The 18,641-nt window shown below is 71.2% G+C and carries 15 protein-coding genes; 11 read left to right on the top strand and 4 right to left on the bottom strand.

Annotated elements, in window-relative coordinates:
* The first annotated feature begins 124 nt into the window (after nt 1-124).
* The 4 genes from rplU (at nt 125) to IE273_RS01735 (ending at nt 3,616) form a co-directional block, all read left to right on the top strand.
* Nucleotides 125-445 (top strand): 50S ribosomal protein L21, encoded by a 321-nt coding sequence (rplU, locus tag IE273_RS01750; RefSeq protein ID WP_006132815.1) that lies wholly within the window; start codon nt 125-127, stop codon nt 443-445.
* Between the two features lie 14 nt (nt 446-459).
* Complete coding sequence (gene rpmA / locus IE273_RS01745) at nt 460-714, top strand: 50S ribosomal protein L27 (protein WP_010041940.1); 255 nt, start codon at nt 460-462, stop codon at nt 712-714.
* 119 nt (nt 715-833) lie between these two features.
* Nucleotides 834-2,279, top strand: a complete 1,446-nt coding sequence (gene obgE, locus IE273_RS01740; RefSeq protein ID WP_189813322.1) for a GTPase ObgE — start codon at nt 834-836, stop codon at nt 2,277-2,279.
* A gap of 233 nt (nt 2,280-2,512) precedes the next feature.
* The gene (locus IE273_RS01735; protein ID WP_229887037.1) at nt 2,513-3,616 is read left to right on the top strand and encodes a glycosyltransferase family 2 protein; all 1,104 of its coding nucleotides are present in this window, start codon (nt 2,513-2,515) and stop codon (nt 3,614-3,616) included.
* Nucleotides 3,617-3,696: 80 nt separating this feature from the next.
* On the opposite strand, the gene IE273_RS01730 is transcribed toward IE273_RS01735, so the two are convergent.
* Together IE273_RS01730 and IE273_RS01725 are read right to left on the bottom strand one after the other, a co-directional pair.
* Nucleotides 3,697-7,260: a bifunctional glycosyltransferase/CDP-glycerol:glycerophosphate glycerophosphotransferase gene (locus tag IE273_RS01730; protein WP_189813320.1), complete on the bottom strand. Its 3,564-nt coding sequence runs from the start codon at nt 7,258-7,260 to the stop codon at nt 3,697-3,699.
* A 24-nt stretch (nt 7,261-7,284) separates the two neighbouring features.
* Nucleotides 7,285-9,516, bottom strand: a complete 2,232-nt coding sequence (locus IE273_RS01725; RefSeq protein ID WP_189813319.1) for a bifunctional glycosyltransferase/CDP-glycerol:glycerophosphate glycerophosphotransferase — start codon at nt 9,514-9,516, stop codon at nt 7,285-7,287.
* 333 nt (nt 9,517-9,849) lie between these two features.
* Between IE273_RS01725 and galE the strand changes: the two genes are divergently transcribed.
* Nucleotides 9,850-10,821 (top strand): UDP-glucose 4-epimerase GalE, encoded by a 972-nt coding sequence (gene galE / locus IE273_RS01720; RefSeq protein WP_189813318.1) that lies wholly within the window; start codon nt 9,850-9,852, stop codon nt 10,819-10,821.
* 118 nt (nt 10,822-10,939) lie between these two features.
* Here galE and IE273_RS01715 read toward each other — a convergent pair whose 3' ends face one another.
* A complete protein-coding gene (locus IE273_RS01715; RefSeq protein WP_189813317.1) occupies nt 10,940-11,668 on the bottom strand; it encodes a hypothetical protein in 729 nt (242 codons plus the stop codon).
* Nucleotides 11,669-12,108: 440 nt separating this feature from the next.
* On the opposite strand from IE273_RS01715, the gene proB reads away from it, so the two are divergent.
* The 5 genes from proB to IE273_RS01690 all read left to right on the top strand — a co-directional run bounded on the left by proB (nt 12,109) and on the right by IE273_RS01690 (nt 17,196).
* Nucleotides 12,109-13,215 carry a glutamate 5-kinase gene (proB, locus tag IE273_RS01710; protein WP_189813698.1) on the top strand — a complete coding sequence of 369 codons (1,107 nt, stop codon included), beginning with the start codon at nt 12,109-12,111 and terminating at the stop codon, nt 13,213-13,215.
* A 222-nt stretch (nt 13,216-13,437) separates the two neighbouring features.
* Nucleotides 13,438-13,863: a DUF8830 family protein gene (locus tag IE273_RS01705; RefSeq protein ID WP_189813316.1), complete on the top strand. Its 426-nt coding sequence runs from the start codon at nt 13,438-13,440 to the stop codon at nt 13,861-13,863.
* Between the two features lie 182 nt (nt 13,864-14,045).
* Nucleotides 14,046-15,332, top strand: coding sequence for a glutamate-5-semialdehyde dehydrogenase (locus IE273_RS01700; protein ID WP_189813315.1), 1,287 nt, complete (start codon nt 14,046-14,048; stop codon nt 15,330-15,332).
* Nucleotides 15,333-15,464: 132 nt separating this feature from the next.
* On the top strand, nt 15,465-16,037 hold the full coding sequence (locus IE273_RS01695) for an SCO2584 family spore wall biosynthesis protein (protein WP_373309277.1): 573 nt from the start codon (nt 15,465-15,467) through the stop codon (nt 16,035-16,037).
* A gap of 88 nt (nt 16,038-16,125) precedes the next feature.
* A complete protein-coding gene (locus IE273_RS01690; protein WP_189813313.1) occupies nt 16,126-17,196 on the top strand; it encodes an SCO2583 family membrane protein in 1,071 nt (356 codons plus the stop codon).
* Nucleotides 17,197-17,283: 87 nt separating this feature from the next.
* Here IE273_RS01690 and IE273_RS01685 read toward each other — a convergent pair whose 3' ends face one another.
* The gene (locus IE273_RS01685) at nt 17,284-18,369 is read right to left on the bottom strand and encodes a M48 family metallopeptidase (RefSeq protein WP_189813312.1); all 1,086 of its coding nucleotides are present in this window, start codon (nt 18,367-18,369) and stop codon (nt 17,284-17,286) included.
* A 105-nt stretch (nt 18,370-18,474) separates the two neighbouring features.
* Here IE273_RS01685 and IE273_RS01680 point away from each other — a divergent pair, with 105 nt between their 5' ends.
* A complete protein-coding gene (locus IE273_RS01680; protein ID WP_189813311.1) occupies nt 18,475-18,639 on the top strand; it encodes a hypothetical protein in 165 nt (54 codons plus the stop codon).
* Nucleotides 18,640-18,641: the final 2 nt, after the last annotated feature.

Raw genomic sequence — 18,641 nt, 5'->3', positions numbered from 1 at the left:
ACACGCCACATCCCCGTAAACCTCTTCCTCCCGGGCACACGGTTGGCCGGGAGAGGTTGCCCGTGGGTTTCCCGGGCGGCTGGCCTGCGGGGGTGCCGTTTCTTCGAGCGAAAGTGAGATCCGCGTGTACGCCATCGTGCGCAGCGGTGGTCGCCAGCACAAGGTTGCTGTCGGCGACATCGTTGAGGTTGACAAGATTTCCACTGCCAAGGTTGGCGACACGGTCGAGCTCTCGACCCTGCTCGTTGTCGACGGCGACTCCGTGACCAGCGACCCGTGGGTGCTGGCCGGCATCAAGGTCCAGGCCGAGGTCGTGGACCACCACAAGGGCCAGAAGATCGACATTCTGCGCTACAAGAACAAGACCGGCTACCGCCGTCGTCAGGGCCACCGCCAGCAGTACACGGCGATCAAGGTCACTGAGATCCCCGCGGCTGCGAAGTAAGGGACTGAGGAGAAATGGCACACAAGAAGGGCGCATCGTCCACCCGGAACGGTCGCGACTCCAATGCCCAGCGGCTCGGCGTGAAGCGCTTCGGCGGTCAGGTCGTCAACGCGGGTGAGATCCTGGTCCGCCAGCGTGGCACCCACTTCCACCCGGGCGCCGGTGTCGGCCGCGGCGGCGACGACACGCTGTTCGCCCTCCAGGCCGGTTCGGTGCAGTTCGGCACCCACCGTGGCCGCAAGGTCGTGAACATCGTTCCGGTCGCCTGAGACGGCTGATCGGAAGCTTTTCGCGAGGCGGACCTCACTTCCCGGTCGGGAAGGCGGGTCCGCCTTTCGCGTGTTACCCCAAAGACACACCCGGACGTTCCTTCTGGAGGCACTGAACCATGACCACCTTCGTGGACCGCGTCGAACTGCACGTCGCCGCGGGTAACGGGGGCCACGGCTGTGCCTCCGTCCACCGTGAGAAGTTCAAGCCGCTCGGCGGCCCCGACGGCGGCAACGGCGGCCGGGGCGGTGACGTCATCCTGACGGTCGACCAGTCGGTCACGACGCTGCTCGACTACCACCACTCCCCGCACCGCAAGGCCACCAACGGCAAGCCCGGCGAGGGCGGCAACCGCTCCGGCAAGGACGGCCAGGACCTGGTCCTGCCGGTGCCTGACGGCACGGTCGTCCTGGACAAGGCGGGCAACGTGCTCGCCGACCTGGTCGGCCACGGCACCTCGTACATCGCCGCCCAGGGCGGCCGGGGCGGCCTCGGCAACGCGGCGCTGGCCTCCGCCCGCCGCAAGGCGCCCGGCTTCGCGCTGCTCGGCGAGCCCGGCGACCTCCAGGACATCGTCCTGGAGCTGAAGACCGTCGCGGACGTGGCCCTCGTCGGCTATCCGAGCGCCGGCAAGTCCTCGCTGATCTCCGTGCTGAGCGCGGCCAAGCCGAAGATCGCCGACTATCCGTTCACCACGCTGGTCCCGAACCTGGGCGTGGTGACCGCCGGTTCCACCGTCTACACCATCGCGGACGTGCCCGGTCTCATCCCCGGCGCCAGCCAGGGCCGCGGCCTGGGCCTGGAGTTCCTGCGGCACGTGGAGCGGTGCAGCGTGCTGGTGCACGTGCTGGACACCGCGACCCTGGAGTCCGACCGCGACCCCGCCTCCGACCTCGACGTCATCGAGGAGGAACTGCGGCAGTACGGCGGCCTGGGCGACCGGCCCCGCATCGTCGTCCTGAACAAGGTGGACGTGCCGGACGGCAAGGACCTCGCCGAGATGGTCCGCCCCGACCTGGAGGCACGCGGCTACCGCGTCTTCGAGGTGTCGGCGGTGGCGCACATCGGGCTGCGCGAGCTGACCTTCGCCCTCGGTGAGCTGGTCGCGGGCGCGCGCGCCGCCAAGCCGAAGGAGGAGGCGACCCGGATCGTCATCCGGCCCAAGGCCGTGGACGACGCGGGCTTCACCGTCACCCGCGAGGAGGTCGGCGGCGAGCCGCTGTTCCGGGTGCGTGGCGAGAAGCCCGAACGCTGGGTCCGCCAGACCGACTTCAACAACGACGAGGCCGTCGGCTACCTCGCCGACCGGCTCAACCGCCTCGGTGTGGAAGAGCAGTTGATGAAGGCGGGCGCCCGCGCGGGTGACGGCGTCGCCATCGGTCCGGAGGAGAACGCGGTCGTCTTCGACTGGGAGCCGACGGCCATGGCCGGCGCGGAGATGCTCGGCCGCCGCGGCGAGGACCACCGCTTCGACGCCCCCCGGCCCGCGGCACAGCGCCGCAGGGACCGGCAGGCCGAACGGGACGACTCCGAGCAGGAGTTCAACGACTTCGAGCCCTTCTAGGCGGGCCGTCCCGGGCGCGCGGGAGGGGTGCTTCGGCTGTTACAGCACCTTTACACAACTTCGCGCCGATCGTCGTACGGGTGACATCGAGCCGACGTGTGGTGGGCGCTACGGTGACATGACCGTTGCGGAGGGGGAGCGTTTGACCGGCGCTCCCCACCGCTTGAAGAACGTCGTGTCCCGTGGGGGGAAGACATATGGGCTCCGCGCCCGCCGAGCGTCCTGTCGTGTCCGTGATCATTCCTGTCTACAACGCTGTCGGCCACCTGCCGGAGTGCTTGCAGTCCATCGCCGGTCAGTCGATCGGGTTCGAGCGGATCGAGATCGTCGCGGTGGACGACGGCTCCACCGACGGCAGCGGTGATCTGCTCGACACCTGGGCCGAACGCCACCCCGGCCGGGTCCGGGTGGTGCACCAGGAGAACTCCGGCGCACCGGGCGGCCCCCGCAACCGGGCCATCGGGATGGCCCGGGGCGAGTTCCTGTTCTTCGCCGACCCCGACGACTACCTGGGCACCGAGGCGCTGGAACGCCTGGTCGCCGCCGCCGAGCGCAACGACTCCGACGTGGTGCTGGGGAAGATCAAGGGTGTGGGGCGCAAGGCCCCGGTCACCCCGTTCCGGGAGAACGTCGACGGGGGTGACATCTTCACCTCCAAGGGCGTCTGGTCCCTCACCGCGCACAAGCTGTTCCGCCGCTCGCTGGTCGAGGAGCACGGACTGCGGTTCGCGGAGGGCCTGCGGCTGGCCGAGGAACAGGTCTTCGTCGTGCCCGCCTACCTGCACGCGCGGTCGATCTCCGTCGTGTCCGACTACGACTGCTACTACCTGGTCCGCCGGGACGACTTCCCGCACCTGACGCAGGAGGTCCCGGACCCCGCCCCCTTCTACGCGAACGTGCGTGAGGTGCTGGCCATCGTGGCGGCACACGTCCCGCCCGGCGCCCGGCGCGACAAGCTGCTGTACCGCTGGCTCACCCTGGAGATCCTCGGCCGCTTCGACGGGCGCTTCGCCGACCTGCCCGAGGAAGTCCGCGCCCTGCACGTGAAGCTGGCGGGGGACCTGGTGCGCGCGTACATGCCGCAGACGCTCGTGGACCAGCTTCCGCCGCTCTCCCGGCTGCGCTGCCTGCTGATCTCCCAGGGGCTCGTCGAGGAACTCACCGCCCTCACCACGCTGGTCCCCAGGCCGAAGCCGAAGCCGGAGCCGAAGCCGAAGCCGCAGCAGCGGCCCGCGACCGCCGCCGGGCCGGCGCCCGCACGGAGCGGGGGAAGCAGCCGGTACGCCCCCGCCCGTGTGCTCAGGGCGCTCAAGCGGCGTCTGCGCCGGGGGCGTTGACCGGCCGCCGTCCTCCCGGACGGCACAGGGCGGGGCCCGGAGGTCGAACCTCCGGGCCCCGCCCCTTCTCCCGTGCCCGCTCAGAGCTCCTTGGCCTGCTCCAGCATCCGGTCCACGACCCGCGCCGAGGCGTGGCCGTCGTCCAGGTCGCAGAACAGGTGGTGGAAGCGGTCGAAGCGGTCCTGGTACTCGGCGGACACCTCGTCGATGTCCAGGAGCGCGTCGATCAGCTCCTTCGAGGTGAAGACCAGCGGACCGGGCGAGTCCTGCTCGAAGTCGAAGTAGAAGCCGCGCAGGGTGTCCCGGTAGTGCTCCAGGTCGTAGGTGAAGAAGAGCATCGGCCGCTTCAGGTGGGCGTAGTCGAACATGACCGACGAGTAGTCCGTGATCATGATGTCGGCCGCCAGGTACAGCTCGGCGATGTCCGGGTACTCCGACACGTCCCACACGAAGCCGTTGCCGGCACCCGGCACCGCGTCCACCACGTTGGAGTGGCGGCGGATGAGCAGGACGTGGTCGTCACCCAGCCGTCGCTGCGCGTCCTCGATGTCGATCCGCAGGTCGAACAGGTACTGGCCCTGGCTGTGCGCCTGGTCGTCCCGCCAGGTCGGCGCGTACAGCACGACCTTCTTGCCCTTCGGCAGGCCGAGTTGCTTCTTCACCCGCTCCGCGATGGCGTCCTTCTCCGGCGAGTACAGGTAGTCGTTGCGCGGGTAGCCCGCCTCCAGGATCTCCCCGTCGTAGGAGAAGGCGCGCTTCAGGATCGGCGTGCTGAACCGGTTGGAGGACACCACCAGGCTCCACTGCTTCGCCTCCAGCGCCAGCTTCTCCTGGTAGCGGCGGTCGAAGTGCAGCGTGTCGATGTCGTGGCCGATCTTCTTCAGCATCGTGCCGTGCCAGGTCTGGACGATGACCTGGCCGGGGCGCCGCTCGATCCAGTCCGGCAGGTGGCCGTTGGTGACGATGTAGCGGCTGGAGGCCAGCGCCTCGTACCACTCGCGGCCCCACATGCGGACGCGCTCCACGCCCTCCGGCAGGAGGACCTGGCCGTCGCGCACGGCCCACAGGTGCTTCAGCTGCGAGCCACGGGCGACCAGCTCCTCGTACATCGCCTTCGGGCTGTCGGAGAACTGCTTGCCGTTGTAGCTGAGGTAGAAGACCTGGTCCTTCAGGGGCTGCTGCCGCAGGGGCGCGTACACCTCCTCGCGGAGCTGCCGCTGGCGGTACGGACCGCGCTCCAGGTCGTCCAGCTCCGAACGGCAGTTCAGCTGGGGGAAGTCGGCCCAGCGGTTCTCCAGCCAGTAGCGGCGGCCACCCAGTTCGGCACGGAGCGGGAACTGCGCCGCCGCGAGCCGGTCGGTGACGAACGGTACGTCGGGACCCTCACCGTCGGCCGGGCGCAGGAAGAGGTTCCAGCGGCCCGCGCGCAGCGGCACATCGCCGTTGCCGCCGAGCGTGGACGGGTCGAAGGCGACCTCGAAACGGCCGTCCTCCAGCCAGCGCGGCTCCACGAAGCGCTCCTCGAACCGCGCCCGGGGCTTGAGCAGCAGCCGGGAGCCGGTGAGCCGGGCGTCGGTGCGCGCGGAGATGGTGATCCGGCCGTCCTCCAGACCGACCCGGTCGATCACGGCCCGCCGGGTGCGGCCGGCCAGCTTGAGGTACCCGTTGTGACCGCCGATCACGGCCAGTTCGCCCTGGTCGGCGTGTTCACCCAGCGAGGCGGGCAGGTCGTACCGCCCGTCGGCCAGACCCTCCTTCAGGACCGTGCTGAACTGGCGCTGGGTGCCCTTGGGGTCCGTGGCCACCAGCACGGTGGACCAGATGCGCTTCTCGGGCCGGGTCAGGGCGTCGACACCCTCGTGGAAGACCAGCGCCACGTCGGCCACCGGGATCTCCACCGAGAACCGGTGCGCGCCGCCTTCCTCGGTCACGTCGACCGGGTACTCGTGGACCTCGGCGCCCTTCTGGTTCTTCACCCGCAGCGCCACCCGCTCGCCGGCGTGCAGGGGGACCCGGATGTCGCCGGTCACCCGCAGCCGGTCGCCCTCCATGGTCCAGCCGGTGACCAGCGCGCGGACCTTCTCGATGCGCAGCTTGAGCGCACCGCGCTCGACCGACGGCAGCATCCGGAAGTCGGTGTCCAGCCAGCGGTACGGCGGGAAGTTGCAGGCGGCACCACCGCTGGACTGCACGGCGGCCCGGCGCACCAGGCCGGAGGCGTACAGGCCGAGGCCCGCGTGCCACAGGCCCTCCTGCCACTCACCGCCCTTGCGCAGCTTCGCCGGGTCGATGGTGACCTCCCAGCCGGCCCAGTCGTAGTTGTACCGGTCCTGGCCGGAGTCGGTGGTGCGCTCGGGGGACTCCGCGTTCCGGGTGGGCAGCACGATGCGGCGGCGGGACTTGTCCTTGCGCAGTTGCAGGACCTTGACGGAGGAGCGCTTCGAGGGCAGGTCGATCTTGTCGATCCAGGCGTGCCCGCCCAGCACCAGCTTGCCCTCGGACCAGCGGACGTCCTGGAGCGGCGCGCGCATGCGCAGGTCCCGGTCGATGCGCAGCGCCTTGCGCGGGACGTCCAGGTCGGCGTCGGCCAGGGCCGGGAAGGAGGCGTACTTGCGGACCAGGCCGGTGACCTCGATGGCCTCCTTGCGCCGCTGCGAGGCCAGCAGGGTGATCAGCTCGTCGAGCTGGTGCTTGCGGACCAGCAGCCACTGCACCCGCAGGTGCGTCGGCAGGGCCATGACGACCTTGGAGTCGATGTGGTCCAGGAAGCGGTTGGCCGAGCGCAGGAACTCGGCGCGGTACTCCTCGTCGCCGTCGGGCACCACGTTGAGGAACAGCCGCAGGTCGTCCACGAGGACGCGGGTGTCGTACTCCTGCTTGAGGCGGGCGAAGGTCTCGCCGGACTGGCTGCCCAGGAAGTCGCTGATCTCCAGGACGGAGGTGACCCGGTCGCGCACACCGGCCGGGTCGGTACGGCGCTGCGTGATGGAGGGGGCGGACTCGCCCTCGCGCAGCCGCCAGTAGTAGCAGGGCTCGGAGATGACGTCGACGGCCTCGGCGAGGTAGTGCGCCCGCATGGTGACGGGCGTGTCCTCGTACAGGCGGCCCTCGGGGAAGGCGAAGCCGTGCTTCTCCCAGAACGTCCGGCGGAACACCTTGTTGCAGGCGATGCGGTCGGCGACGAGCTTGGCGTACTCGGAGATGTGGGTGCGCTGGCGTGCTTCACCCGCGAGCATCCGCATCAGCGGGACCTGCCAGGTCTTCTCGCCCTTGAGGTGGAAGACGTTGCCGGTGGCGAAGTCGGAGCCGGTCTCGTCGAGGCTGCCCATCATCAGGCGGTAGGCGTCCGGCGGGACGAGGTCGTCGCTGTCGACGAACGTCAGGAACTCCGACTCGGGGGACAGGTGGGCGATACCGGTGTTGCGGGCGGCCCCCAGCCCTCCGTTCTCCTTGCGTATCAGCCGGAACCGCGGGTCACGCTCCGCGTAGGACTCGGCTATCGCCGCCGAGCTGTCGGGTGAGCCGTCGTCCACCATGAGGACCTCGAAGTCCTCGAACGTCTGCGCCGCCAGCGAGTCGAGACAGGCCGGCAGATAGTGCTCGACGTCGTACATGGGGACGATGACACTGAGCCGAGGGGCCATGCTTGTCGATCTCCTTCTCGGGGGTCAGGCCCGCTCGACGGCTGCGAGCGCCTGGGCGGGGGCCGGTGCGTGGGAACGCTCTGCGAACGGCACGAAGGGCAGCGGCTCCGTCTCGCCGAGGAAGACGCGGCGCACCACGCGCTCGGCGGCACGTCCGTCGTCGAACTCGCAGAACCGGCGGCGGAAGGCGTCGCGGCGCGCGGTCGCGTCCGGCCCGCGGTACTCGTCCGAGCCGAGCAGGTGGATCAGCTCGGCCTGCGAGGTGGCCACCGCGCCCGGCGCCTCCTGAAGCAGGTTGAAGTAGGTGCCGCGCACGGCGGAGTAGATGTCCCAGTCGGGTGCGTAGATGATGACCGGCCGGTCCAGGACGGCGTAGTCGAACATCGCGGAGGAGTAGTCCGTGATCAGCGCGTCGGCCGCGAGGTACAGCTCCTCCACCCGGGGGTGCCCCGACACGTCGACGATCCGCCCGCTGCGGCGCAGCTCGGCCACGTGGGCCGAGCCGCCGTAGAAGTAGTGGCCGCGCACCAGCAGGGTCACGTCCGGCCCCAGCTCGTCGGCGAGGCGGGCGAGGTCGAGGCTCGGCACGAAGCCGGGCTGGTACTCGCGGTGCGTGGGCATGTACAGGAACGCCCGGGTGCCGTCGGCGAGCCCGAGGGCCGCGCGGGCCCGGCGGACGTCGTCCGAGGTGCCGTTGACGAGGACGTCGTTGCGGGGGTAGCCGGTCTCCAGCGAGACGTAGGAGCACGGGTAGACCCGCTCCCAGACGGCCGTGGAGAAGCGGTTGGAGCTGACGCTGAAGTCCCAGCGGTCGCAGCGCTCCAGGAGCTTGTCGAAGTCCATGTCCGTCGAGGCGGGGTACTTGCGCTGGTCCAGGCCCATGGTCTTCAGCGGGGTGCCGTGGTGGGTCTGGAGATGGATCTGGCCCTCGCGCTTGACCACGCTGTCGGCGAAGTTCACGTTGTTGACCAGGTACTTGGCGCGTGCGAGCGCGGCCCAGTACTCCTTGGAGCCGACCCGGACGTACCGCACGCCCTCGGGCACCCGGTCCACCGCGTCCGGCCGGACCGCCCAGACCCGGCGCACGTGCGGGGCGAGCCGGGCCAGTTCGGCGTCGATGGCGGCCGGGTTGCAGGAGACGCTGCGGCTCCAGTAGGCGGAGAAGAGCGCCAGGTTCTCGTCCAGGGGCAGCCGGAGCTGCGACTGGTAGTAGACGCCCATCGCGCTGCGCTTGGACCGGTTGACGGCCGTACGGGTGCGGGTCCTGACCGCCTTGCGGAGCTTCACGGCGGCGGTGGCACCGGCCATCGCCGCGTACGCGTCCTTCTCCAGCAGCGCGTACTTGTGGCCACGGCCGCCGCCCGGCCGCTGGAAGCCCTCGGGGAGCCGGGCGCGGTAGTCGGCGGAGGCGCGGTGGAAGAACTCGGCGCGCGCGTCGGCCGGCAGCCGGTCGGGCCGGTCCAGGATGGTGAGGAAGTGGTCGACCATCTTGCGGAACAGCGGTCCGCGCCACTGCGCGAACTCGGGATGGGCGTCCAGGTAGTCGAAGACGCGGCGGTACTGGTCGAAGACGTCGAAGTGCTTGCGGCTGACCGTCTTCAGGATGTTGCCGCCCTCGCGGCGCTGGCGGTACATCACGCAGACCCGGTTCAGCACCGCGATGCGCTCGGCGCTGATCATGGAGCAGAACGTCCAGGGGGCGTCCTCGTAGTAGCCGGGCGGGAAGGTCAGCTCGTGACGGAGGACGAAGTCCCGGCGGTAGGCCTTGTTCCAGACGATCTGGAGCAGGTCCAGCAGCTTCGGCCGCTCGGAGAGCGGGAAGGCCTCCGGCCCGTCGGGCTGGAGCAGCTCGGCACGCTGGTTGGGGCGGACCCGGCCGTCCCAGTAGCTGCGGGCGTAGTCGTAGACGAGGATCTCGGGGTCCCCGGCGGCTTCCAGCCGCTCGGCTATCGCCCGCAGCGCGCCGCCGGTCAAAGTGTCGTCGCTGTCCAGGAAGAGTACGTAATCGCCCTGAACCTTCTCCATGCCCGCATTGCGCGCACGCCCCAGTCCCACGTTCTCCGTGAGGTGAATCACGTGAATGCGCGCGTCCCGCTCCGCGTATTCATCGAGAATGGCGCCCGAACCGTCCGGTGAGCAGTCGTCGACCGCGATGACCTCGAAGTCCGTGTAGTCCTGCCCGAGCACCGAGTCCAGGCACTCGGCGAGGTAGCCCTGCACCTTGTAGACAGGGATGACGAGAGAGAGTCTGGGCATCCTTACAACCTGTTCCGAGACTGATCACGAGAGCGTGGGGCCGAGGCCAGAGCACGCTCCGCCCGCCGGCGGCGCAGCGCGCCGTCGCATCAGAGTAAAGGATTCACTTGATGTTTCCGTGAGCAAGGTAGCGGGGCGGTCGCGGCGCGGAACAGCCGCGGAGGCCGGACCTTTACTTGCTCGGAACATTGTCCCACCCGGATCGGCGGGGAACTTCACCCTGCCTCACCACGCCGGGTTTTTGCCGCAGTTGTCCGAAATTACCCGACTCGATTTTCCGTAGGCCATGAACGAGTCTGCTCTCCTACCGACACAGACCGAGGAGGCACGGGAATGAGCTGGCTGGTCACGGGCGGCGCCGGGTACATCGGTGCGCATGTGGTGCGCGCCATGACGGAGAACGGCGAGCACGTGGTCGTCTACGACGACCTGTCGACCGGCAGTGCCGACCGGGTGCCCGGCGATGTCCCGCTGGTCGTGGGCAGCGTGCTGGACCAGGCCCTCCTGGAGCGGACGATGCGTGACCACGCCGTGACGGGTGTGGTGCACATCGCCGCCAAGAAGCAGGTGGGGGAGTCGGTGGAGCGGCCCCTCCACTACTACCGCGAGAACGTCACCGGTCTCCAGACCCTGCTGGAGGCGATGGCGGCCACCGGTGTCGGCCGGATCGTCTTCTCCTCGTCCGCCGCCGTCTACGGCATGCCGGACGTCGACCTCGTGACCGAGGACACCCCCTGCCTCCCCATGAGCCCCTACGGCGAGACCAAGCTGGTCGGCGAGTGGCTGATCGCCGCCGCGGCCAGGGCCCACGGGATCCGGGCCGTGTCCCTGCGGTACTTCAACGTGGCCGGCGCCGCCGCCCCCGAGCTGTCCGACGCGGGTGTCTTCAACCTCATCCCCATGGTGTTCGAGCGGCTGGAGGCCGGCGAGGCACCGCGGATCTTCGGCGACGACTACGACACGCCGGACGGCACCTGCGTGCGTGACTACATTCACGTCCAGGACATCGCCTCCGCCCACCAGGCCGCCGCGGCACGTCTGCGGGACGCCCCGGAGGGGACCTCGCTCGTCCTCAACATCGGCCGGGGCGAGGGCAGCTCGGTCCGGGAGATGGTGGACCGCATCCTGAAGGTGACCGGCAACGAGCGGCTGACGCCCGAGGTGACCGACCGCCGCCCCGGAGACCCGGCGAGGGTGGTCGCCTCGGCGGAGCGCATCCACGCGGAACTGGGCTGGACGGCCCGTCTCGGCCTGGACGACATGATCGAGTCCGCGTGGCTGGGATGGCGTCACCGGCACGCCTGAGCGGCCGGCCGCGGAGCCGGGCGCAGGCCGCGGCCCGGCTCTCGCTGATTCCCCCCGGCTCTCGCCGACTTCCCCCCGACTCGCCCAGGGCGCGGACCGGCCGCGCCCTGAGGTCCCGTCAGGCCTTCAGCTCCGCCTTGTCGCCCATCACCACGACGGGGTGCAGCCGGGGGTCGAGGGTGCGCAGCAGGTACCGCATCGCCGACTCGGACTGGCTCACGCACGCCGAAGTGCCGCTGCCGTGGTCCATGTGCAGCCAGATGCTGCCGCCCTTCGACTGGCCCTGCGGCCTCGTCGGGTCATTGGGCGCGGTGCCCTTCACGCGGTTGTAGTCGATGGCTATGACGTAGTCGAAGTCGTGCCAGTACGCCTTCTTCCAGTAGTGGGGCGCCTGGAAGGCCGAGGACCGGGTGTACGGCAGCTTGGCCCCCGGGGCGGCGAGGACGCCGCCCGCGTCGCTGAGCGTGAACACCCCCACGGGGCTGCGCAGATCACCCTCGTGATGGTCCGCCGTCCAGCCCTTCCGCCCGTTGTGCGCCGACCAGGAGCGTTCCTGCTTCCAGACGGCGCCGTGCTTGGTGAACAGGGCGACGGTGGAGTCGGGGGAGTCCTTCCCCGCGCCGTACACCGCGACCACCTGCCGGGAGTCGGCCGGTACCTGCCGCCACAGCCGGTCCCCGACGCCGGGTACGCGCTTGAGGACCGTCTTGTGCGGCTGCGTGTCGTCGGACCGGTCCCGTGAGGCCGCACTCCCGTGGTCCGAACTGCCGCACGCCGCGAGCGACATCACCAGCAGCCCACCGAGGACCCCGCCCAACCCTGCCCGTGCCGAACCTCTTCTCCGCATGGGGTCCATGGTCGCAGACCGCCGCGAACGCGGCCGTACCGCCCCGTCCGGCGCCGGCCGAAACCAGTGCGCGGGCCCACCAGTTGGGGGCGGGGCCCCGGGGGCCCGGACGAAGGCGGTGCCGTCCGGCTGGAGATGGGCGGCATCGGCGAGAGCGGTCCCCTGCGCCTCGACGGCACCCGCGAGGGCCTCGACGGCATCGGCGGGCCGGCCGGACCTGACGTCTCCGAGGAGAGGACGAGGGCGCCCCCGGCCCGGCGGCCGTCCAGGGGGACCTGTCGCCGGGATGACGCCGGCGGGCCGGGCCCGGGACTGTCCGGCGGCTGAGCGGCGCGGGCGCGCCGCGCCCGGCTTCCCGTAGATTGAGGACGCCGGGAAGCACGGTGCCGGAACGCGCACGTGAAGGAGACGGACCGCAGGTGGCAAGGGCAAGGCAGGCCGTGGGCGAGGCCCGCAGGATCGTCGTCAAGGTGGGCTCCTCCTCGCTGACCACCGCCGCGGGCGGCCTGGACGCCGACCGCGTCGACGCGCTGGTCGACGTGCTCGCCAAGATCCGCAGCGGTGGCGAGAAGGAGATCGTGCTGGTCTCCTCCGGCGCCATCGCCGCCGGCCTCGCCCCGCTCGGTCTGCGCCGCCGCCCCAAGGACCTCGCGCGCCAGCAGGCCGCCGCCAGCGTCGGCCAGGGCCTGCTCGTCGCCCGCTACACCGCCTCCTTCGCCCGCTACGGCGTCCGCGTCGGCCAAGTCCTGCTCACCAGCGACGACATGAGCCGCCGCGCCCACCACCGCAACGCCTCCCGCACCCTCGACCAGCTGATCGCGATGGGTGCCTTCCCGATCGTCAACGAGAACGACACCGTCGCCACCGACGAGATCCGCTTCGGCGACAACGACCGCCTCGCCGCCCTCGTCGCCCACCTCGTCCACGCCGACCTGCTGGTCCTCCTCTCCGATGTCGACGGCGTCTACGACGGCGACCCCAGCAGGCCCGGCACCTCCCGGATCGCCGAGGTGAAGGGCCCGCAGGACCTCGCCGGCGTCGAGATCGGCAGCGCGGGCAAGGCCGGCGTCGGCACCGGCGGGATGGTCACCAAGGTGGAGGCCGCCCGGATCGCCGCCGCCGCCGGCATCCCGGTGGTGCTGACCAGCGCCGTCCACGCGGCCGAGGCCCTGGCCGGCGGCGACACCGGCACCTACTTCCACGCCACCGGCAAGCGCTCCGCCGAGCGGCTCCTCTGGCTCCAGCACGCCTCCACCCCGCAGGGCGCCCTGATCCTGGACGACGGCGCGGTGGACGCGGTCGTCAAGCGGCGCACGTCGCTGCTGCCCGCCGGGATCGCCGCCGTCGAGGGCGAGTTCAGCGCGGGTGACCCCGTCGAGCTGCGGGACACCACGGGCCACGCGGTGGCCCGGGGACTCGTCAACTTCGACGCCAAGGAGATCCCCCGGCTGATCGGGCGTTCGACCCGCGAGCTGGCACGCGAGCTGGGCCCCGCGTACGAACGCGAGGTCGTACACAGGGACGACCTGGTCCTCCTGCACACCTGAAGCTCGCGGAACCGCTCGTGGGACGGGGCGTACGGAACGACCCCGGTGGGGGACGTTCCGTAAAACCACCACGCGGAGCCCCGCGGCCTGCTCAACTTTGTCTGGGGGACATGTTGAAGGGACGGGTTCCGTCAAGGGGCCGAGCGAGCCATACGAGCATGCGAGCCGTGCGAGCCATATGAGCCGTGCGAGCCGTGCGTGCCATGCGTGAAGGAGGCCGTCGTGAGACGAGTGCGCCCGGGGGCGGCGTCCCGCGGTGCTCTGACGAGCGTCGCGGCCGGGGACACCTATGAGGAGCCCAAGGACCTGCCCAGGCTGTGGCACGTCACCCTCAGCGTCTCCGGCCAGAAGGTCCCCCTGCCCGAACTGCGACGGGCCCTGGAACAGCTCGCCCACGACCACCCCTTCTTGCTGACCAGCAGATACGCGACCGACCACGCCGAGATCCGGTACTGGGAAGAGGCCCGCGACCTGCACGACGCCGCCGCCGTGGCGCTGCGCCTGTGGGGCGAGCACCGGCAGAGCGCGGGCCTGCCGCCCTGGGAGATCGTCGGCCTGGAGGTCATCGACCGGGAGACCTACCACCACCGCATCGCCGAGGGCTACGGCCCCGCCCCGGCCACACCGGTGGGGGTGCACCCGTTCTGAGCGAGGACGGGGCGGGCCGGGGGCGGCGAGCCGGGGTCGGGTGAGCGGGTGCCGAGCGGGTGCGCCGGGCCGGAGCGAGCGGGCCGGCCGTTCCCCGGCCCAGGAAGGTTCACCCCTTTTGCGGTGTCTCGGGGTGTGGGACGACCGCTGAACCGCCGCGCCCCGCGCACTACCCTGCCCTCATGACCACGCTCTCGCCGTACGACTCGATGTCCCCGGTCACCCAGGCCGCCTACCGGGCCAAGGCCGCCGCCGCCGACCTCGCGCCGCTCCCGCGCGCCGTGAAGGACGACGCGCTGCTCGCCATCGCCGACGCCCTGGAGGTCCGGACCGCCGAGATCGTCGAGGCCAACGCCAAGGACGTGGCCAAGGCCCGGGAGAACGGCACCAGCGAGGCCATCGTCGACCGGCTCACCCTCACCCCGGAGCGGGTCCGCGCCATCGCCTCCGACGTCCGTGACGTCGCGAAGCTGCCCGACCCGGTCGGCGAGGTCGTCCGGGGCTCCACCCTCCCCAACGGCATCGACCTGCGCCAGGTCCGCGTCCCGCTCGGCGTCGTCGGCATCGTCTACGAGGCCCGCCCGAACGTCACCGTGGACGCCGCCGCCCTCTGCCTCAAGTCCGGCAACGCCGTCCTGCTGCGTGGCTCGGCCTCCGCCTACGAGTCCAACTCCGCCCTCGTCCGGGTGCTCCGCGACGCCGTCGGCGGCGCCGGACTGCCCGCCGACGCCGTCCAGCTCGTGCCCGGGGAGAGCCGCGACTCCGTCCGCGAGCTGATGCGCGCCCGCGGTCTGGTCGACGTCCTCATCCCGCGCGGCGGCGCCTCCCTGATCCGGACCGTGGTCAACGAGTCCACGGTCCCCGTGATCGAGACCGGCACCGGCAACTGCCACGTCTACGTCGACGCCCGGGCCGACATCGACATGGCCGTCGAGATCCTGATCAACTCCAAGGCCCAGCGGGTCAGCGTCTGCAACGCCGCCGAGACCCTCCTGGTCCACCAGGACATCGCCGCCGAGTTCCTGCCGCGCGCCCTGGACGCCCTCGCCGAGGCCGGCGTCACCGTCCACGCCGACGAGCGGGTCATGGCCTACGCCAAGGACTCCAAGGCCACCGTGGTCGAGGCGACCACCGAGGACTGGGAGACGGAGTACCTGTCGTACGACATCGCCGCCGCGGTGGTGGATTCGCTGGACAAGGCCGTCGAGCACATCCGGCTGTGGACCTCCGGCCACACCGAGGCCATCGTCACCACCTCCCAGCAGGCCGCCCGCCGCTTCACCCAGCTGGTCGACTCCACCACCGTCGCCGTGAACGCATCCACCCGCTTCACCGACGGCGGCCAGTTCGGCTTCGGTGCCGAGATCGGCATCTCCACCCAGAAGCTGCACGCCCGCGGCCCGATGGGCCTGCCGGAGCTGACCAGCACCAAGTACATCGTCACCGGCGACGGACACGTCCGCCGCTGAGGTTCACCCGTCCGGCCGCGGGCCCGCTGTCCCGGGCCCCGTCCTGCGGCCCGGCCCCCCAAGGCGTCTCACCAGGCAGACGAATGTCCGTACCGTCTGCCCAAATTGACCCCCCAGGTCTACTCTGGACACGTGCCGGAGGACGTGGGGGGCACGCCGTTCCCTGACGGCTGGGATCCCGACGACGACCACGACCACGGGGTGTCGGACGAAGAGTTCGCCTCCGTGGTCTTCGACGAGGCCTTCGTACAGGCGGCCACCTTCCACGAGCCGACCGCCGTGGAGCGCCTGCTGGCCGCGGCCCAGGCCAGAGCCGAGGCATCCGAGGCCGAAGCCCGCCGCGCCCGCGCCCGGGGCGAGCGCTACGACGAGGGCTACGGCCCCGAGGGCGGCGTATTCGGCCGAGACCACGACGATGACGAGCTGGACGACACCTACGTCCTCGGCGATCACCAGGGTCCCTTCGGTGCCTACGGCAAGCAGGTCCGCTGGCACCGGCCCGTGGCCTGGGTCCTCGCCGTCGTGATGGGCATCGGCATGGTCGCCCTGGCCTTCGCCGCCGTCTACCGGGGAGGCTCCTCGGGCACCCGCGACCGCGTTCCCGCCCCCGCCTCCACCGGCCTCGAACAGGGCGGCGCGTCCGTCCCCGGTCCCGCCGCCGACCGCTCCCGGCCGGCCGTCTCGGCCATCCCGCCCTCCCCCTGAGCACCCCGCCCGCGCTTGGTGAGAACCTGTCAGAAGTTGTCGCGGAGCGAGGCGTTTACCCGGGGCTCACGAGACCTACTCTGAAAGTATGGGCGGGCCTGGAGACCCACCGGAGGGGACACCCGAGGGCGGCCCCGGCGGTGCGGAGGACGAATACCGATCCGTCGTCTTCGACGAATCGTTCGTCCGCGCTGCCCGCCTCCAGGAGTTCTCCGCCGAGGAGCGGCTGGCCGACCACGCCCCCGCCGTCCGCCGCCGCCCGCCCCTGCACCGGGGCCTCACCCGGCAGGTCCTCGTCCTCGTCCTGCTGATCGCCGTCGCCTTCGCCACCGCGATCTACATGGGCGTCCGCCACCCCTACGGCTCCCCGCAGACCCGGCGGCCCGTGGAATCCCTCCGGATGACCGTCATCCCGCTCGCCCCCCAGGGCAAGGTGCCCGGCACCACGGACCCCGAGAGGCTCTACGCGCGCAGCCCCGCCGCCCCGTACGAGGCCGGCGCCGAGGGCATACCCCTGCCGGCCTCACGCGGCACCGCCCACTTCTCCGACAGCCAGGTGGTGACCGCCCTCACCACCGCCAAGGACTACATCGTCCGCTCCTCGCTCTACCCCGAGGTGCTCAGCGGCCGTGAGGTCAGCCCCGCCCGAGCGTTGATCGACTCCGATCAGCTCGGCCAGTTCGACCAGAGCTTCGACCACCCGGCGGCGGACGGCCGGCACGCGGCCACGGGCTGGGTGGTCCGCATCGACCCCGCCCGCGCCCAGCTGGCCGACGGCAGGATCCGCGTGTTCGGCAGCCTGCACGCCGCCGAAGCCGACTCGGCGAACCTGGAGGTCAGCGCCGACCACACCTTCGTCTACGCCCTGCGCCCCACCGGCGCCGCCGCCGGCGCCCCCGCCTCCCTCTTCACCGTCCGCCGCGAGGTGACCTTCCGCTTCGACCGCGACGACCTGCGCACCCACCAGGTCCAGCTGGTCACGTCCTACGTCCAGGCGGGCCCCCTCGCCTGCGCCGAGGACGCCTCGGCCTACCTCCGTCCCCTCCTGGCCGGCCAGACGGCCCGGTCGGGCGGCCCCGCGGGCACCAACCCCTACGAGACGGACAGCGCCACGGCCCTGTGCGGGACGCTGGCCACGGCGGCCCAGCCGAAGGTGTGAGGGGCGCGGAGGGACGCGGCGCGGAGGGGGGACGGTGCGCGGGGGGACGGCGCCGGAGGCGGTGGCTCCCCCTGCCGGGCCCGGCGCCTACTCCTCGCCGCCACCCGGGGCGTCCCCCTTGGCCGGCGGCGGGCTGCGGAAGCCGTCGAAGCCCCGCCGGACCCGGCCGCCCAGATCGCCCGCGCCGCCCGCGAGGTCCGTGACCAGCTTCATCAGCGGGTCCTTGGAGGTCTTCACATCGCTCGCGTAGCTGGCCGCCGACTCGCGGAAGGAGTCGCTGACGGAGGCGTCCCCGTCCTCGCCGCGCCGTGGGTAGTGCCCGTCCATGATCCGCTGGTAGTCCCGGGACTCGGCCCACTTCTTCAGCTCGGCGGCCCGCACGGTGGTGAACGGGTGCGAGCGGGGCAGCACGTTCAGGATCTTCAGCACCGAGTCGCGCAGATCGCCCCCGGAGTCGTACTCCTCGGCCTGCTCCAGGAACGCGTCCACGTTCATCTCGTGCAGGTGGTTGCCGCCCGCGATCTTCATCAGCCCCCGCATCGAGGCCCGGACGTCCTGGCCCACCAGCAGACCCGCCCGGTCGGCGGACAGCTCCGACTTGCGGAACCACTCCCGCAGCGCCGTGACGATCGCCATGATCGCCAGGTTGCCCAGCGGGATCCAGGCGACCTTCAGCGCGAGGCTCGTCAGGAACAGCAGGATGGTGCGGTACACCGAGTGCCCGGACAGCGCGTGCCCCACCTCGTGCCCGACGACCGCCCGCATCTCCTCCTCGTCGAGCAGCTCCACCAGGCCCGTGCTGACCACGATGATCGGCTCGTCCAGGCCGATGCACATCGCGTTCGGCTGCGGGTCCTGCGTGACGTACATCGGCGGGACCTTGTTCAGGTCCAGGATGTAGCAGGCGTCCAGCAGCATGTCGTGCAGGTGCGAGAACTGCCGCTCGGAGACCCGCACCGAGTCGGACAGGAACAGCAGCCTGAGGCTCCGCTCCGGCAGCAGCCCGCTGAGCGCCTTGAAGACGGTGTCGAACCCGCTCAGCTTGCGCAGCGCGACCAGGGCCGAGCGGTCGGCCGGGTGCTCGTACGCGCGCGTGGAGATCTCCGGGAAGCGCCTGCGCTGCCTGCTCGGCACCCGCTCGTGCCCCGTGTGCTGGTGGCCGTCGTCGGACATGTCTTCCCCCATGTGCGTGTGAGTGCCCACTGTGCCCCCGAGGCGGGGCCCAGCCTAGGCGGAGATACCTTGGACGGGCAGTACACCCCTGAAGGAGTCCACGTCATGGAGCACCACCCCGCAGCCGCCTGGCTGACCGAGGCCGCCGCGAGCGCCGTCCAGCAGCACGGGTCAGGAAACCTGCTCCGCGTCGTGCTGATCGTGATGGTCCTCGGCTGTGTACTGACCGCCTGGTTCCTGCTGCGCGGCTACAAGCGGAAGGACGACTGACG

Origin of the sequence: Streptomyces olivaceoviridis (genome assembly GCF_014650115.1) — a bacterium.
Classification (GTDB): Bacteria; Actinomycetota; Actinomycetes; order Streptomycetales; family Streptomycetaceae; genus Streptomyces; species Streptomyces olivaceoviridis.
This window is presented reverse-complemented; position numbering and strand designations above follow the sequence as displayed.

Bases quoted from the DNA above. Each gene is read 5' to 3' on its own strand.
- IE273_RS01700 (WP_189813315.1), top strand. From the start codon at position 14,046: ATGACCACGCTCTCGCCGTACGACTCGATGTCCCCGGTCACCCAGGCC.
- IE273_RS01730 (WP_189813320.1), bottom strand. From the start codon at position 7,260: ATGGCCCCTCGGCTCAGTGTCATCGTCCCCATGTACGACGTCGAGCAC.
- IE273_RS01725 (WP_189813319.1), bottom strand. From the start codon at position 9,516: ATGCCCAGACTCTCTCTCGTCATCCCTGTCTACAAGGTGCAGGGCTAC.
- obgE (WP_189813322.1), top strand. From the start codon at position 834: ATGACCACCTTCGTGGACCGCGTCGAACTGCACGTCGCCGCGGGTAAC.
- IE273_RS01680 (WP_189813311.1), top strand. From the start codon at position 18,475: ATGGAGCACCACCCCGCAGCCGCCTGGCTGACCGAGGCCGCCGCGAGC.
- IE273_RS01715 (WP_189813317.1), bottom strand. From the start codon at position 11,668: ATGCGGAGAAGAGGTTCGGCACGGGCAGGGTTGGGCGGGGTCCTCGGT.
- rpmA (WP_010041940.1), top strand. From the start codon at position 460: ATGGCACACAAGAAGGGCGCATCGTCCACCCGGAACGGTCGCGACTCC.
- IE273_RS01690 (WP_189813313.1), top strand. From the start codon at position 16,126: ATGGGCGGGCCTGGAGACCCACCGGAGGGGACACCCGAGGGCGGCCCC.
- IE273_RS01685 (WP_189813312.1), bottom strand. From the start codon at position 18,369: ATGTCCGACGACGGCCACCAGCACACGGGGCACGAGCGGGTGCCGAGC.
- galE (WP_189813318.1), top strand. From the start codon at position 9,850: ATGAGCTGGCTGGTCACGGGCGGCGCCGGGTACATCGGTGCGCATGTG.